Origin of the sequence: Flavobacterium sp. (assembly GCF_044357305.1) — a bacterium.
Classification (GTDB): domain Bacteria; phylum Bacteroidota; class Bacteroidia; order Flavobacteriales; family Flavobacteriaceae; genus Flavobacterium.
On the sequence record NZ_JBIKPS010000012.1, the window covers coordinates 1 to 15,708 of the forward strand.

Here is a 15,708-nt window from a genome sequence, read left to right on the forward strand (position 1 = left end):
CACCTCCACAACATTGTTATGTACTGGTTGAACAACCAATAATAGTAAATCCACTTCCGCTAATTGTTTCAGGACATGTTTACCAAGAATGTGATGACGATACCGATGGTTTTACCGTGTTTAATTTGAACTCCCAAGCGAGTATTTTACTAAACGGTAATGCATTGCCATTAACCAATTACACCTTGGCCTTCTATTTGGATGCGGCACTTACGCTACCAATATCCAGTACGTTTACCAACACCAATACCACAGGAAATACGCAAACTATTTATGTGGTTGCCAACAATACCGTTACCGGATGTAAAAGCCCTGTATCGCAATTTACTATAATGGTAAATCCAAAACCAACTCTTGCAGTACCATTAGATTATGCTACTTGCGATGATGAGGCAAACGATAACGACGGGTATCATTTATATGCTCTAGATGCTTTGATACCTGCTATTTTAGGCGCTACTCAAACCCTAACGGATTATGATGTAAATTTCTACGATACCCAATACAATCCATCAGCAACACCACCATTGTTACCGACGGCTATTACTAACTTGTCAACCTACCAAGCTTATACCCACACTATTTGGGTAGTGGTAAAAAACAAGCTAACGGGTTGCGAACGAATAGCTACTTTTAACCTAACCGTTGAGCAGTATCCACAACCTAAAATTGTGGCAGCTAACAATGTTATTTGTGTGGATTTCAACAACCAACAAGTGGTTAGAGATTTAGTCTTGACAGCTACAAACACCACGCCTTATTTAGGAACTGTGCCAACGTACACCTACCAATGGCTGGATGCTGCAGGAGTTGCTATACCAGGAGCAACAAATTCTACTTATACTGTAAATAATGCCTTTACCAACCAGACAAGTTCCGACTTTAGTGTGGTAATGACTAGTACCGGTTCATTAGCATGTAGTGGAACCTCAAATCCGTTCACCGTGTTGCAATCCGGACAAGCAGTGACTCTGCCAGTAGGAAGCCAAGGATACACGGTTACCAATGCTTTTTCGGAAAACCAAATCATCACAGTTACCGTTACCGGATATGGAACTTACGAATACAGTTTGGATGATGGACCACGCCAAGAAAGCAACGTATTTGAAAACGTAGGTTTAGGCGAGCACTTTATTACCGTTTGGGATACCAAAGGTGGTATTGCCATAAGTTGTGATCCATTAGTGATAAACCAGGTGCAAACCATTGATTATCCGCATTATTTCACTCCAAATGGCGATGGTATACACGATACATGGAATATTAGTGGATTGCAAAATGATTTTTCAGCAAAAATTTATATATTTGACCGCTTTGGAAAACTAATCAAACAAATTAGTCCACAAAGCCCAGGATGGGACGGAACCTACAACGGAAACCTAATGTCTTCAACAGATTACTGGTTTACTGTTGACTATAGCGAAGCAGCAGCTTACAAACAATTTAAAGCGCATTTTTCGTTGAAACGATAAAGAAAATAAATACATACTTAGAAAGTGCTGGAGCGATTCAGCACTTTTTTTGTGGGATAAATTTGTGATGAGAAACCTCACCCCCGCCCCCTCTCGATTGCTTCATACTTTGCAAAAACAGGAGAGGGGAGCCGAAGTGTGAATGTATTGTAGATGTTTTTTTTGTAAAAACTACCCCGTCTTTTGGGCTTCCCTTCAAATGAAGGAATGGATGCTAGATTTTTATAGTTTGTTTTTACTAGTTATTTCTGGTAAAATTCTATACGTGTTGCGTGAGGGATGGAAGCGGTATCCTTTTCTTTTTTTATTGCGAGGTCACGAGCAATAAAAAAAGAAAAGATATAGCGGACAGCCCGACCCGAAGGGGCACGCCATAAAAGAAAAATTAATTTTGATTAAAATGTGTTTGATGTAATTATTCTAAAATAAAACTTACCGAAACATTCGCGGTTACTTCAATTTCACCAACTGCAAGGGTTTCTTTGGGAGTCATATTTCCGGGAAGTCCAGCATCTGCCATTGCCATTTTATACATGGGTTGCGGGAAATAGGCTTGGGTATTGTCATTTATTAAAATGGCTTTACCAACTTTTTGATTCAAAACCGAAACATAGTCTTCGGCTTTGTGTTTGGCTTCTTTGATGGCTAGTTTTCGGGCTTCCGATTTGTATTCTTCTAATTTAGAAGACTTAAATTCTACATCGCTAATGTTGTTAATTCCGTTATCAACTAGACCCATCATTAAACTATCGTATTTAGAAATGTCTTTTAAAACTATCGTTATAGATTGTGATGCACGATAATTGTATTTCTTTTTATCATAATCGTAGTTTCTGTTTAAACTTACATTGGTAGTTTTAAAATCAGAAGTCGAGATTCCAAAATCCTTAATGAATTTTAGCACTTTATCAACTGTTTCGTCGTTTAGTTTTTTAACTTCGGTGGCATCTTTTCCTAAATTTTCTACTCCGAAATTAACAACCACTTGATCTGGTTTTACACTAATTTTTCCTTCTCCAGAAACGGAAATTTGAGGAATTTGTTTTTGCTCTTGTGCCTGTGCCAATGAGGCAAGCATCGCGAATGCGATTAAAATTGCTTTTTTCATAATAAAAATGTTTTAGATTATTCCTTATTCAAAATTTATGCCAATTATAGTTTCCCTTGCTTGGCCATAATCGCCATTATTATAATTGGGATGGTTAAAATAACAACCATAAACGTATTTTCGGTAAGTATTTGAGGATGCAAAATAATAGAAAAAATATAGCCACCAATGGCACCACCAAAATGCGCGGTATGTCCAATATTGTCATTTTTGGCTCTCATTCCATAGATGGAATATAGCAAATACCCAATTCCGAAAAGGTAAGCAGGTATTGGAATAGGAATGAAAAATAAAAATATTTGTAGACTTGGATCTAATAATATTGCCGAATAAATAATTCCGGTTACTGCTCCCGATGCTCCAATAGCACTATAATTGTAGTCGTTTTTGTGGAGGAATAAAGTAAGCATACTTCCAAAAATCAAACTTGCAAAATAAATTAATAGAAAGGAATAATTCCCTAACGCTCCGGACACTACCGGCGCGAAAAAATACAGCGTAAGCATGTTGAATGCTAAATGTGCAATGTCGGCATGCAGAAAGCCCGAAGTAATCATTCGTATTTGTTCTCCTTTAAGAATGCTTCCAATATGGAATTGGTATTTTCTGAAGAAATAGGTATTCTCAAACCCTTTAAAACTAACAATTACATTGACGGCAATTAGGGCTATTAAAAAAAATGTAGTACTCATAGCGTATATTTTAGGTAAAAATAACAATTGTTGTGTAGGTTTTGTTAAACCAAAGTTATAAAATTAACTTAAAATGTATATTTGCATAAAATTATTACAATGCAGTTTTTACTTTATATTCTTATTTATCCGTTATTGTGGCTTATTTCGATACTGCCATTTCCTTTATTGTATCTTTTATCCGATTTCGTTTATGTGATTTTATATTATATAATAGGCTATCGTAAAAAAACAGTTCGAGAAAATTTGGCAATGGCTTTTCCTAATCTTTCCAAAAACGAACGGTTGATTATTGAAAAAAAATCCTTTCATCATTTGTGTGATATGTTTCTTGAAATGATTAAAACGCTAACTATTTCTAAAGCAGAAATGGACAAACGGTATGTTTTTACTAATCTAGAAACCTATTTAGATTTAGAAAAGAAAGGAAAAAGTATTGCTTTGTTATGTGCTCATTATGCCAGTTATGAATGGGCAGTATCGATGAACCATCACATCAATTTTATTGGTTATGGGATTTATAAAAAAATTGCAAACAAATATTTTGACAAACTAGCCAAAGATATTCGCTCTAAGTTCAAAGCGGTTTTGATAACTACCAAAGAAACTAAACCAACTATAGAATATAATACCATACATAAAATATTAGGCGTTTATGGTTTTGCAAGCGATCAAACCCCAAGACGTTCCGATAATTTGTATTGGGATACTTTTTTAGGAATTCCAACCCCAATTCACTTTGGTGCCGAAATGCTCGCCAAACGATACGATATGAATGTTATTTATCTGAGGGGAAAAAAAGTGAAACGTGGCTATTATGAGGCAACCTTTGAAGTACTTTCCGAAGATGTAAAATCAGTTCCCGATTATAAGATTTCAGAACAATTTATGCGAAAAGTAGAAGAACAAATCCACGAAGCTCCCGAATTCTATCTTTGGACACACAAGCGTTGGAAACATAAGAAAATAGATTAGGAAAAGTACGAGGCACGAAGTCGGAAGTCGGAAGTACGAAGTTGGAAGTACGATTTACGAGGTTGGAAGTTGAAAGTATAAAAAAATCCAAAAATTAGAATTTCTAATTTTTGGATTTTTCATTTCGTACCTCGTACTTCCAACCTCGTACCTTAATTATACATTTTCTTTCTTAACTCTTGTACTTTTTCATCATCCAAATATTCATCAAATGTCATGTAACGGTCAATAACACCATTCGGAGTGATTTCTAAAACTCTATTGGCAACAGTTTGAGCAAATTCGTGGTCATGTGTCGTGAATAATACCGAACCCTTAAAGTTTTTCAAGGAATTGTTAAATGCCGTAATAGATTCTAGATCCAAGTGATTTGTAGGTTCGTCTAGCATTAATACATTGGCACGCATCATCATCATTCGAGATAACATGCAACGCACTTTTTCTCCACCCGAAAGTACCGTACATTTTTTCAATGCTTCTTCGCCTGAGAAAATCATTTTTCCTAAGAAACCACGAACATAAACTTCGTCACGCTCTTCTTCGGTTTTCACAAACTGACGCAACCAATCTACTAAATTCAAATCACCATCAATAAAAAACTGACTGTTGTCATTAGGTAAATAGGATTGATTAGTAGTAATTCCCCAATTAAATTCCCCAGCATCTGCTTGTTGATTTCCGTTTAAGATTTCATAAAAAGCGGAAGTAGCACGGGAGTCTTTAGAGAAAATAACAACTTTATCACCTTTAGCCATATTCAAATCCACGTTTTTAAACAATACATCCCCATCTACAGACGCAGCAAGATTTTGAACATGCAATATTTGATCTCCAGCTTCACGTTCTACATCAAAGATGATTGCAGGATATCTTCTACTAGAAGGGCGAATTTCGTCAAGATTTAATTTTTCAATCATTTTCTTACGAGAAGTTGCTTGCTTAGATTTAGCAACATTCGCACTAAAACGACGGATGAATTCTTCTAATTCGGCTTTCTTTTCTTCCGCCTTTTTATTTTGCTGTGCTTTTTGTTTAGCAGCCAATTGGCTAGACTCGTACCAAAAAGTATAATTTCCAGAATAGTGATTGATTTTCGAAAAATCAATATCGGATATGTGGGTACAAACCGAATCTAAAAAGTGTCTATCGTGCGAAACTACAATAACCGTATTTTCATAATTAGCCAAGAAATTTTCCAACCAAGTGATGGTTTCAAAATCCAAGTCATTGGTAGGCTCATCCATTACCAAAACATCCGGATTACCAAAAAGTGCCTGCGCCAATAACACACGAACTTTCATTTTCCCTTCAATTTCGCCCATTAAATTATAATGCATGTCGGCAGAAATTCCAAGATTAGAAAGCATTGCTGCAGCGTTAGAATCGGCATTCCAACCGTTCATTTCTTCAAATTGTACTTGCAATTCTCCAATTCTATTGGCATTTTCATCCGAATAATCGGCGTACAAAGCATCCATTTCTGTTTTTACAGCAAACAATACTTTGTTTCCCATCATCACTGTTTCTAAAACCGTATTTTCATCAAACATGTTGTGGTTCTGATTCAAAACCGACATCCGTTTTCCAGGCTCCAAAATTACTCTACCCGAAGTTGGGTCAATATCGCCAGCAAGAATTTTTAAAAAGGTAGATTTACCAGCGCCATTAGCACCAATAACTCCGTAACAATTGCCTTGTACAAAGCTCGTATTTACTTCGTCAAATAATATTCTTTTGCCAAATTGAACTGATAGATTGGAAACCGTAAGCATAAAATTGGGTGTTTTAAATTTGGTGCAAAAGTAGTGAAAAACGATTAGATTTTAGTAGGTTGGAATAGTTTTTTTGCTTCCGCAAAATTGCTGCTCTTTGTATATGGATTAAAGTTGGCTTTCTTTTTTTAATGCCAATTCCAATCCTTCATAATCCAACAAAACTTTAGAGATTTGACCTTTTTTATTCAAAATAAAATGGGTTGGAAATCCGCTTAAATGCAGCGTTTCATTCATGTATTTTTTCATGTTTGGAACGGCCGAATAGGCTAAGGGTTTTTTAGTTAAAAAAGTACGCAATTGTTGCGAAGTATCTTCGGCTAAACTTATAAAGACTATATCATTTCGATCTTTGTATTGTGCAACCAACTTATTAACTGCAGGAAATTCTTTAATACAAGGTGCGCAATGAATAAACCAACATTTAATAACTACAATTTTCCCTTTTACAGATTCGTTTGTGATTGTTTTTCCGTTTAAATCGGTAAAAGAAAACTCCGGAAATGGCTGTCCTTCCATTTTGTAATGTTCTAATTCTTCTACAGCAAGAGCAGTTAAACTGGCTTTTATGCTGGTGTCGGTTCCAGGAAGGATTTTAAAAAGTTGGTAATAAATTATTGAATTAGTAGAAGTTAATTTTATTGGAATAAAGTCTCCGGTAGTAAGCTGGTTTAAAAAAGATTCCTTTGTAATTTCATTAGATTCAGCATCTAAAGCAATATAATCTGAAGAAAGAAGAATGTTTTTTCTTTGGTATTCCTGCCAGCCTTGATAATTTTTTTGAATTATGGAGGGATCCATTTCTGGTTTTCCGTAATTTTTTTGTCCAAAAGATATAAAGAAGGAAAGCAATACGATTAGGATACTTATGGATTTTTGCATTGTTTTTTTATTTGAATTCAAAAATACAAAATAATTAACAAAACTTTTGTTTAATATTTTGAATTAATCATTAAACAATATTTATCTTTACACTTTAATAAACCCTCAATTAAATACTAATGGAAAAAACAGCTAAACCTACTAGTAAAAAGAAATTAATAGACGAAACTATTATTATTTCTATGTACATGGATTATGTTTTGAATTCTAATCAAGAACCTAAAAATGTTTTTGTTTTTTGCAAAGAGTGCAAAATTACTGAAACAGAATTTTATACCTTCTTTAGTTCTCTAGACGCATTAAGGCAGGACATTTGGTTGAAGTTTTTTGAAAATGCCTTGGAGACAATCGAAAAAGAAGAAGCATATGAAGGTTATTCAGATAAGAATAAGTTACTAACCTTGTATTTTACTTTATTTGAAGTATTTGGATTAAACAGAAGTTTTATCTTGTTTTCTTTAAAAGATAACAAAGATGTGTTAAAAAACTTAAAGAGCTTAAAGAACCTTAGAAGTTATTTTAAAAGTTACGTATCAAATCTTTTAGAAAACGGCAATTCGGAAATACGTCAAAAAGCTTCTTCGGTTATTAACCCTGTTTTGTCAGAAGGGGCATGGATACAGTTTTTATTTGTTTTAAAATTTTGGTTAGACGATACTTCAAAAGCGTTTGAAAGTACAGATATATTAATAGAGAAATCGGTAAATACAGTAGTAGATTTATTAGATACAAAACCATTAGAAAGCTTATTTGATTTGGGTAAATTCCTTTGGAAGGAAAAAATGGAACGATGAAAACATTAGATAAAATTCCTACGGGAAAAATGGAACGAGCAGGGCAATTAATTAGAACTGGATTTAAAGTTGGAGGAAACTATGCCGCCTATTATGGAGAGAAAATAGTGAACCCTTCTTTGAATAAAGACAAACTGAATGAAAATAATGCCGAAGATATTTATGACGGCTTAAAGAATTTAAAAGGAAGTGCTCTTAAAGTAGCTCAAATGTTGAGTATGGATAAAAGCATCATGCCACAACAATATGTAGATAAATTCTCGTTATCACAGTTTTCGGTTCCGCCATTATCTGCGCCTTTGGTTCGAAAAACCTTTAAAAAATATTTTGGAGATTATCCCGAAAGTTTGTTTGATACTTTTACTCCAGATGCAGTAAATGCCGCCAGTATTGGGCAGGTACATAAAGCAACCAAGTACGGAAAAAATCTTGCAGTTAAAATCCAATATCCAGGAGTTGCCGATAGCATCAGTTCGGATTTGGCTTTGGTAAAACCTTTTGCGGTTAGAATGTTTAATATAAAAGGAAAAGATTCCGATAAATATTTTAAAGAAGTTGAAGATAAATTATTGGAAGAAACCGATTATGTGTTGGAACTTAAGCAAAGTTTAGAAGTTTCTAAAGAATGCCAACAAATAGCTAATTTAAGATTTCCAACCTATTACCCAGAGCTTTCATCAGAAAAAATTTTAACGATGGAATGGATGGAAGGAGAGCACCTTTCGGAATTCACTTCTCATAATAATGACCGTGAAAAAGGGGATAAACTAGGGCAGGCCTTATGGGATTTTTATATGTATCAAATGCACCATTTAAGAGAAGTGCATGCCGATCCGCATCCTGGAAATTTCTTAATTGATAAGGATTCCAATTTAATAGCAATTGATTTTGGATGCATCAAGCAAGTACCACCAGAATTTTACGTGCCGTATTTTGAATTAGCTAATCCTATTGTAATTAACGACCCTAAGTTATTTAATGATAAATTATACGAATTAGAGATACTACGGAAAGACGATTCTAAAGAGGAAATCTTGTATTTCACTAAATTGTTTCATGATTTATTAGGTTTGTTTACCAAACCTTTTCATGGCGATTTCTTTGATTTTTCCGATGAAGATTTTTTTGGTCAAATAGCTACCATGGGCGAAGAATTTGCTAAAGATACCCAACTAAGAAAAATGAATGGCAATAGAGGTTCCAAGCATTTCTTGTATATAAATAGAACCTTTTTTGGTCTTTATAATTTATTACATGATTTAAAGGCTAGAGTAGATACAAAGACCTACATTCAATATATTAAATAAAACATTTTGGTAAAGAAAGAGCAGTATTCCTATTGGGTTGCTGCTCTTTTTTTATTGGGATTAGTTTTATTTCTAATAAAAAATAATGTTATTTTGCAGCATGTTAAAAGTTGAAAATATAATCTTTTCGTATCAAAAAGAAGTTACCATTTTAGACAGTTCTTTTACTTTAGATAAAGGAAAATCGCTTGCTATAATAGGTGAAAGTGGCTGTGGGAAAAGCACGCTTTTAAAACTTATATATGGTTTGTATGATTTAGATAAAGGGAAAATCTTCTGGAAGGATTTAGAAGTTTTAGGTCCTAAATACCATCTTATTCCGGGTATGGAATACATGAAGTATTTGGCACAAGATTTTGATTTGATGCCTTTTATTACCGTTGCCGAAAATGTTGGAAAATACTTATCTAATATTTATCCTGAAGCCAAAAAAGAACGCATTACCGAATTATTAGAGATTGTAGAAATGCAAGAGTTTGCAGATGTCAAGGCCAAATATTTAAGTGGTGGTCAGATGCAACGGGTAGCCATTGCGAGAGTTCTGGCTCTAGAACCAGAGGTGTTATTGCTGGACGAACCTTTTAGCCATATTGATAATTTTAGAAAAAATAGCTTGCGCAGAAAGTTGTTTTCTTACTTAAAACAAAAGAAAATCACCTGTATTGTTGCTACCCATGATAGTACTGACGTGTTATCGTTTGCTGATGATGTATTAGTAATGCAACAAGGAGCAATAATAGAAAAAGGAAGCCCAAAATTCATTTATGAAAATCCCAAAAATCTTTATGTTGCTTCTCTTTTTGGCGATGTGAATGCTATTGAAATTAAAGGAAAAACGCATTTTGTTTATCCGCACCAACTAAAGGTGGTTAAAAATTCGGATTTAAAAATAGCCGTAACCACTTGCTATTTTAGGGGAAGCCATTATTTAATAGAGACGCAATATGAAAAAGGCATTTTGTTTTTTGATAGCAAAACGGACTTTCCTACAGATGAAGAATTGTTTTTAGATATCGAAATTACACCATAGTATATAATAAAGCAACCAATTGTTTTACCGCAATTCCACGATGACTAATAGTAGATTTTTCTTGCATGGTTAATTCCGCAAAAGTCTTAGTAAGTCCATCGGCAATAAAAATAGGGTCGTAGCCAAAGCCGTTATCGCCAACTTTAGTATCTGTAATGGTACCATTAATAATTCCAGTGAAAAGTTGTTGCACACCATTTAAATTCAAACAAATTACCGTTTTAAAATTAGCTTTTTTATTCGATTCATCTTTAAGTGCCAAAATTAATTTATCCATATTGTTCTCGTCGTTTTTAGGTTCTCCCGCATATCGAGCAGAATATACCCCTGGCGCTCCATTAAGTGCTTCTACTTCCAATCCAGAATCATCTGCAAAACAATTCAAACCGTATTTTTCGGTAACATAATTGGCTTTTAAAATGGCATTTCCTTCAATAGTAGCTGCAGTTTCTGGAATATCATCGTTACAACCAATATCTTGAAGGCTCACTATTTCTATAGAAGCCGGAATTAATTGTTGAATTTCTTTTATTTTATTGGCGTTGTTAGAGGCGAAGACGAGTTTCATTGGAGGTGTTATTTTATAATTAATTGAAGACTTTTGCTGTTTGAACCATTAGTAAGTTTACAAATATATACGCCATTTTCTAAATTTCTAGCGTCAATAGTTTGATAGTTTACACCTGTATTAAATTCATTTATTTGTACTTCTTTTACGATTCTTCCAAGGGTGTCAAAAATTGTAATTACAGTATTTTGATTTTCTTCTGATGAAAAAGTAAAATGAATTTGCTTGTCTTGAGATGGATTTGGCGCAATAGTAAAGTGAGTAGCATCCAATGAATTTTCGTTAGTTGCAGCGGTATTTGAAGTCATTAGCCAAATTGTTGCATTCATTATTAAATTTTGATGATTTCCAGCCATAGTTGGATCATTATAACCATCATAAAGTGTGTCATTTGGGTCGCCAGTGTTATCGTCAAAAGGGGAGCTATCCCCAATAGCAACTACTTTTCCAGAATTAAATGTTGTAGATGCGCAAAAAACATTAGTTAAGCCAGAATTTGTAGAGGAGTTTTTATAAATTAAACCTTTTGTATTTGGGTTTTGTGAAGTATTTAAAGTCATAGAATCTCCGCCACTAAATTTTAATTTAGTTACATTTCCCGCAATTCCATGTAAAATAGGATCCGTTGGAAGGTTGGCTACTTTTGATGTTGTTTCAGAAATTCCATTCGGGCTTCCAACTAAATTGAATTGTATTCCAAAAGGATTATTTTGAACCGAATTAGTACTCATAAAATCATTCCATACCATAGGCGAATCAAAACCATCATTATTTCTATCGGCTCCAGCATGATCTGAAATCAAGAACAAGCCACCACCATTAGAAATGAAATTCATTATAGCAGTTTTTTCTGCTGCAGTAAATAAAATATTTGGTTCTGGAACAACAAATACTTTATAATTGCTTAAGTCTTGTAAATTACTTGAATTGCCATAAGTTATTGCTCCATTATATGGAAGTGTTTCCACTACGTAGCCTTGTTTTACACAATCTACAGCCCAAGCAGATATTGCTCCATCCCAATAGCTTTCAGTAGTTGAAGACGAAATTCCAGATTGTGCAGGTGTTGGAATTTTTTGAGGATTGCTTTCGTTTCCCCCCGACAATACTAATGTACCACTAGAAGTAAAATTAATATTGAATAAATCTGTATCAATAATCCAATCAGCACTTCCAGCCATTTCTGCCTTACTGGCGTCAAAAAGTATTTTGTTTTGCGCAAAACTAGATACCGTTGAGAAAAATGTTAGAATAAATAAACAGGTTTTTAGTATTTTCATTTTATTTTATTAATGGAAACCACCAAAATTAGTACATTTTTGATTAAGGATGCTTAACCATGTCTTAAAAAGCGGTATTTAACGAAATTTTATGTGGATTAGTTTCGGAATAGTGGTCAAAAAATTATTTTTATTATTACTTTTGCCTCGCTTTTTAACAACATATTTTATCATGGTAAAAGATTTATTTGAAAGAATTCAAAACAATAAAGGACCTCTAGGAAAATGGGCTTCTCAAGCCGAAGGATATTTTGTGTTTCCTAAACTAGAAGGAGAATTAGGACCAAGAATGCAATTTCAAGGAAAAGATATTTTAAACTGGAGTTTGAACGACTATTTAGGTCTTGCAAACCATCCCGAAGTGCGTAAAGCCGATGCCGATGCAGCTATTGAATATGGTGCAGCTTACCCAATGGGAGCACGTATGATGAGCGGACACACTAAATACCACGAACAATTAGAAGAAGAATTGGCTGCTTTTGTAATGAAAGAATCGGCATATTTACTGAATTTTGGATACCAAGGAATTCTATCCATTATTGATGCGTTGGTTACTCGTAATGATGTAATTGTTTACGATGTAGATGCACATGCTTGTATAATTGATGGAGTTCGTTTGCACAGTGGGAAACGTTTCACCTACCGTCATAACGACATTGAAAGCATGGAGAAAAACCTGCAACGTGCCACAAAATTAGCTACCGAACAAGGAGGTGGAATTCTTTTCATCACCGAAGGTGTTTTCGGAATGCGCGGGCAACAAGGAAAATTAAAAGAAATTGTTGCAATGAAAGCAAAATACAATTTCCGATTATTAGTGGATGATGCTCACGGTTTTGGTACTCTTGGAGCAACAGGAGCTGGAGCAGGTGAGGAGCAAGGCGTTCAAGACGATATAGATGTGTACTTCTCTACTTTTGCAAAATCTATGGCTAACATTGGTGCTTTTGTAGCTGCAGATAAAGATATTATTGATTATTTAAAATACAATTTACGTTCGCAAATGTTTGCCAAAGCGTTGCCAATGATTCAAACTATTGGTTCATTAAAACGTTTGGAATTGTTGCGTAAATCATCTGAATTGAAAGATAAACTTTGGGAAAACGTAAATGCGCTTCAAGGCGGATTGCGTGCCAAAGGATTTAATATTGGCGATACTAACACTTGTGTAACACCAGTATATTTAGAAGGAAGTGTGCCAGAAGCAATGGTTATGGTGAATGATTTAAGAGAAAACTACGGTATTTTCTTGTCGATTGTAATCTATCCGGTAATTCCAAAAGGGATTATACTATTGCGTATGATTCCAACAGCGTCTCATACCTTAGCTGATATTGATGAAACCTTAACTGCTTTCGAAATCATTCGCGATAAATTAGTAAACGGAACTTATAAGAAAATAGCGGATGCCACTAAAGTTGATTTAGACGCTTAAGTAATTCCAGTTTTAGATATTAAAAAATCCATTCAGTTTTTGAATGGATTTTTTTTGCACAAAAGTTAAACCTTAATTTAATTCTCAAACTAGATCACTTATAGTTTAACCTAAAATTAATATTTTGGTAATACCTTCTTCCTTGTATATAATTATTTTTGATTACTATTAATTTATAAGTAGTATTACAGATAGAATATTTGAAACAGTCCACGTTATTTTCTATTTTCAATTCCTCTGTGCGAATCTCAATCGGCACAAGTTTAACCACCTCCCAAAATCAGCAATATCCAAATCTAAACCATGTGTTAATTCATTTTAATACCAATAGCCCTATTCATTATGTCAAAAAATAAAAGAAAAATTGATCTATTAGTACTTTCCGATATTCATTTAGGAACTTATGGATGCCAAAGCAAAGAGTTGTTAAACTACATGAATAGCGTAAAACCTAAAATTGTAGTGCTCAATGGTGATATTATTGATATGTGGCAATTTAGCAAAAGGTATTGGCCAAAATCGCACATGCAGGTGGTTCATAAAATAATCAATTGGGTAAGTAAAGGCACCAAAGTCTATTATATTACGGGGAATCATGACGAAATGCTTCGAAAATTTGAAGGGTTTAAAATGGGAAAACTAAGTATTGAAAACAAATTGGTTTTAGATTTAGATGGTAAAAAAGTTTGGATTTTTCACGGAGATGTATTTGATGTAACCATGCAAAATTCGAAATGGTTAGCTCGTTTAGGATCTCATGGCTATGATTTGTTGATATTGATTAATGCTTTTTGTAATTGGGCTTCTGTAAAAATGGGAAGGGAAAAAATATCCTTATCTAAAAATATAAAAAACAGTGTTAAACAAGCAGTAAAATTCATTAATGATTTCGAAAAAACCGCAGCCGATATTGCTATCCGAAATGGCTATGATTATGTGTTATGTGGTCATATTCATCATCCAGAAATGAAAACCATTACAACCGAACACGGACAAGTGGAATACTTAAATTCGGGAGATTGGATTGAAAATCTTACTGCCTTAGAGTACAATAATAAAGAGTGGAGCATGTATAAATACGATGCTAGCGATTATAAAAATGCTACTAATGAAAATGAGGACGGTTTAGTATTGATGGAAAACGAGCAAATTTTCGAACAAATGTTGGGTGGTTTTTTACAAACCAAAGATATTGCAACTTCTTTAAATTTTAAATAATGAAAATTCTATATGCTGTTCAAGGCACCGGAAACGGGCATATTACAAGAGCAATTGAAATAATTCCGTATTTGCAACAAAAAGGAGAAGTGGATATTTTAGTGAGTGGTATCCAATCGGATATAGAATTGCCATTTGAAGTAAAATACAGATTTAAAGGGATGTCTTTTATTTTCGGAAAAAAAGGGGGAGTTGATTTTTGGAGAACCTTTGTGAAACTAAATTCTATCAAGTTAATTAAGGAAGTAAAAAAACTCGATCTAAAACCGTATGATTTAATCATTAGTGATTTTGAACCTATTTCTTGTTGGGCAGCAATCAAGGCCAAAAAAGAATGTATTGGCTTGAGTAATCAAGTGGCAACACTGCATCCGCTTGCGCCTAAACCAAAGAAAAATGATATTATAGGAAAGTTAGTATTGCAAAATTATGCGCCAACTACTTACAATTACGGGTTTCATTTTAAACGATTGGACGGAACTATTTTTACCCCAATAATAAGAAAACAAGTTCGTGAATTAACTCCTACTAATGAAGGTCATTACACGGTTTATTTGCCATCGTATGATGATAATCAAATTCTAAAATGGTTGCGAAAAATGCCTGCAATTAATTGGCAGGTATTTTCAAAAAACAGCAAAAAAGATATTCAAATAAAAAATATTAGAATCACTCCAATAAATACGGAATTGTTTTTAAAAAGTATGGCTTCTGCCGAGGGGGTTTTGTGTAATGCAGGTTTTGGCACTGCAAGCGAAGCCCTATTTTTAAAGAAAAAACTAATGGTAATTCCTATGAAGAAACAATTGGAGCAAGCCTATAATGCTCAAATGCTACAAGAAATGGGTGTGGCTGTAATAAAAAAATTAAATAACGATACGATTCCAAAAATTAGAAAATGGCTAAATGACGATACCATCGTTGCGGTGGATTATCCCGATAATACCGAAGAAATCGTTTCTTTAATTGTTGCTAATCATGCAGGAAATAAAAAAATCAACACCAACTACGAATCGGATAATTACACCTTCTTTCAATAATAATGAATCATTATTGTCCGATTAAAATATTTAGTACTAAAAACTATTATATTTTTTTTCTCGCAAGGGCGCGAAGTCGCAGTTTATATTTAAGTGCTTTGCGACTTTGTGTCTTAGCGAGAATATATTAAAAAT

At 33.9% G+C, this 15,708-nt stretch carries 14 protein-coding genes; 8 read left to right on the forward strand and 6 right to left on the reverse strand.

All coding sequences use genetic code 11. The features are described from left to right. The coding region (locus ACIQ2J_RS08920) for a T9SS type B sorting domain-containing protein (RefSeq protein WP_396168748.1) at positions 1-1,472 on the forward strand (1,472 nt) is incomplete at its 5' end. A gap of 415 nt (positions 1,473-1,887) precedes the next feature. Here the strand turns inward: ACIQ2J_RS08920 and ACIQ2J_RS08925 are convergent. Next, entirely contained in the window at positions 1,888-2,580 is a 693-nt protein-coding gene (locus ACIQ2J_RS08925) for an SIMPL domain-containing protein (protein WP_396168750.1), read from the reverse strand. A gap of 44 nt (positions 2,581-2,624) precedes the next feature. After that, positions 2,625-3,272, reverse strand: a complete 648-nt coding sequence (locus ACIQ2J_RS08930) for a rhomboid family intramembrane serine protease (RefSeq protein WP_396168753.1) — start codon at positions 3,270-3,272, stop codon at positions 2,625-2,627. A 99-nt stretch (positions 3,273-3,371) separates the two neighbouring features. Here ACIQ2J_RS08930 and ACIQ2J_RS08935 point away from each other — a divergent pair, with 99 nt between their 5' ends. Next, a complete protein-coding gene (locus ACIQ2J_RS08935) occupies positions 3,372-4,247 on the forward strand; it encodes a lysophospholipid acyltransferase family protein (RefSeq protein ID WP_396168756.1) in 876 nt (291 codons plus the stop codon). 152 nt (positions 4,248-4,399) lie between these two features. Here the strand turns inward: ACIQ2J_RS08935 and ACIQ2J_RS08940 are convergent, their stop codons facing one another. Together ACIQ2J_RS08940 and ACIQ2J_RS08945 are read right to left on the reverse strand one after the other, a co-directional pair. Next, positions 4,400-6,019, reverse strand: coding sequence for an ABC-F family ATP-binding cassette domain-containing protein (locus tag ACIQ2J_RS08940; protein ID WP_396168758.1), 1,620 nt, complete (start codon positions 6,017-6,019; stop codon positions 4,400-4,402). Between the two features lie 108 nt (positions 6,020-6,127). Next, positions 6,128-6,901, reverse strand: coding sequence for a TlpA family protein disulfide reductase (locus tag ACIQ2J_RS08945; RefSeq protein WP_396168760.1), 774 nt, complete (start codon positions 6,899-6,901; stop codon positions 6,128-6,130). 119 nt (positions 6,902-7,020) lie between these two features. Between ACIQ2J_RS08945 and ACIQ2J_RS08950 the strand changes: the two genes are divergently transcribed. The 3 genes from ACIQ2J_RS08950 to ACIQ2J_RS08960 all read left to right on the forward strand — a co-directional run bounded on the left by ACIQ2J_RS08950 (position 7,021) and on the right by ACIQ2J_RS08960 (position 10,032). Continuing rightward, positions 7,021-7,695 (forward strand): TetR family transcriptional regulator C-terminal domain-containing protein, encoded by a 675-nt coding sequence (locus ACIQ2J_RS08950; RefSeq protein WP_396168763.1) that lies wholly within the window; start codon positions 7,021-7,023, stop codon positions 7,693-7,695. After that, on the forward strand, positions 7,692-9,002 hold the full coding sequence (locus ACIQ2J_RS08955; RefSeq protein ID WP_396168766.1) for an ABC1 kinase family protein: 1,311 nt from the start codon (positions 7,692-7,694) through the stop codon (positions 9,000-9,002). Before ACIQ2J_RS08950 ends, ACIQ2J_RS08955 begins: the two co-directional genes overlap by 4 nt. A 100-nt stretch (positions 9,003-9,102) precedes the next feature. Beyond that, a complete protein-coding gene (locus ACIQ2J_RS08960) occupies positions 9,103-10,032 on the forward strand; it encodes an ABC transporter ATP-binding protein (protein ID WP_396168769.1) in 930 nt (309 codons plus the stop codon). On the opposite strand, the gene ACIQ2J_RS08965 is transcribed toward ACIQ2J_RS08960, so the two are convergent. Both ACIQ2J_RS08965 and ACIQ2J_RS08970 read right to left on the reverse strand, forming a co-directional pair. Beyond that, positions 10,022-10,600, reverse strand: coding sequence for a non-canonical purine NTP diphosphatase (locus ACIQ2J_RS08965; RefSeq protein WP_396168772.1), 579 nt, complete (start codon positions 10,598-10,600; stop codon positions 10,022-10,024). The two genes, ACIQ2J_RS08960 and ACIQ2J_RS08965, sit on opposite strands and share 11 nt — an antisense overlap. A gap of 8 nt (positions 10,601-10,608) precedes the next feature. Continuing rightward, the gene (locus tag ACIQ2J_RS08970; protein WP_396168774.1) at positions 10,609-11,880 is read right to left on the reverse strand and encodes a T9SS type A sorting domain-containing protein; all 1,272 of its coding nucleotides are present in this window, start codon (positions 11,878-11,880) and stop codon (positions 10,609-10,611) included. 172 nt (positions 11,881-12,052) lie between these two features. Here ACIQ2J_RS08970 and ACIQ2J_RS08975 point away from each other — a divergent pair, with 172 nt between their 5' ends. The 3 genes from ACIQ2J_RS08975 to ACIQ2J_RS08985 all read left to right on the forward strand — a co-directional run bounded on the left by ACIQ2J_RS08975 (position 12,053) and on the right by ACIQ2J_RS08985 (position 15,573). Beyond that, on the forward strand, positions 12,053-13,315 hold the full coding sequence (locus ACIQ2J_RS08975) for an aminotransferase class I/II-fold pyridoxal phosphate-dependent enzyme (RefSeq protein WP_396168776.1): 1,263 nt from the start codon (positions 12,053-12,055) through the stop codon (positions 13,313-13,315). Positions 13,316-13,657: 342 nt separating this feature from the next. Next, entirely contained in the window at positions 13,658-14,533 is an 876-nt protein-coding gene (locus ACIQ2J_RS08980) for a UDP-2,3-diacylglucosamine diphosphatase (protein WP_396168779.1), read from the forward strand. After that, the gene (locus ACIQ2J_RS08985) at positions 14,533-15,573 is read left to right on the forward strand and encodes a glycosyltransferase family protein (RefSeq protein ID WP_396168781.1); all 1,041 of its coding nucleotides are present in this window, start codon (positions 14,533-14,535) and stop codon (positions 15,571-15,573) included. Before ACIQ2J_RS08980 ends, ACIQ2J_RS08985 begins: the two co-directional genes overlap by 1 nt. Positions 15,574-15,708: the final 135 nt, after the last annotated feature.

Excerpts from the sequence above, each read along its gene's own strand:
- ACIQ2J_RS08925 (WP_396168750.1), bottom strand. The coding sequence starts at position 2,580 with ATGAAAAAAGCAATTTTAATCGCATTCGCGATGCTTGCCTCATTGGCA.
- ACIQ2J_RS08930 (WP_396168753.1), bottom strand. The coding sequence starts at position 3,272 with ATGAGTACTACATTTTTTTTAATAGCCCTAATTGCCGTCAATGTAATT.
- ACIQ2J_RS08935 (WP_396168756.1), top strand. The coding sequence starts at position 3,372 with ATGCAGTTTTTACTTTATATTCTTATTTATCCGTTATTGTGGCTTATT.
- ACIQ2J_RS08940 (WP_396168758.1), bottom strand. The coding sequence starts at position 6,019 with ATGCTTACGGTTTCCAATCTATCAGTTCAATTTGGCAAAAGAATATTA.
- ACIQ2J_RS08945 (WP_396168760.1), bottom strand. The coding sequence starts at position 6,901 with ATGCAAAAATCCATAAGTATCCTAATCGTATTGCTTTCCTTCTTTATA.
- ACIQ2J_RS08950 (WP_396168763.1), top strand. The coding sequence starts at position 7,021 with ATGGAAAAAACAGCTAAACCTACTAGTAAAAAGAAATTAATAGACGAA.
- ACIQ2J_RS08955 (WP_396168766.1), top strand. The coding sequence starts at position 7,692 with ATGAAAACATTAGATAAAATTCCTACGGGAAAAATGGAACGAGCAGGG.
- ACIQ2J_RS08960 (WP_396168769.1), top strand. The coding sequence starts at position 9,103 with ATGTTAAAAGTTGAAAATATAATCTTTTCGTATCAAAAAGAAGTTACC.
- ACIQ2J_RS08965 (WP_396168772.1), bottom strand. The coding sequence starts at position 10,600 with ATGAAACTCGTCTTCGCCTCTAACAACGCCAATAAAATAAAAGAAATT.
- ACIQ2J_RS08970 (WP_396168774.1), bottom strand. The coding sequence starts at position 11,880 with ATGAAAATACTAAAAACCTGTTTATTTATTCTAACATTTTTCTCAACG.
- ACIQ2J_RS08975 (WP_396168776.1), top strand. The coding sequence starts at position 12,053 with ATGGTAAAAGATTTATTTGAAAGAATTCAAAACAATAAAGGACCTCTA.
- ACIQ2J_RS08980 (WP_396168779.1), top strand. The coding sequence starts at position 13,658 with ATGTCAAAAAATAAAAGAAAAATTGATCTATTAGTACTTTCCGATATT.
- ACIQ2J_RS08985 (WP_396168781.1), top strand. The coding sequence starts at position 14,533 with ATGAAAATTCTATATGCTGTTCAAGGCACCGGAAACGGGCATATTACA.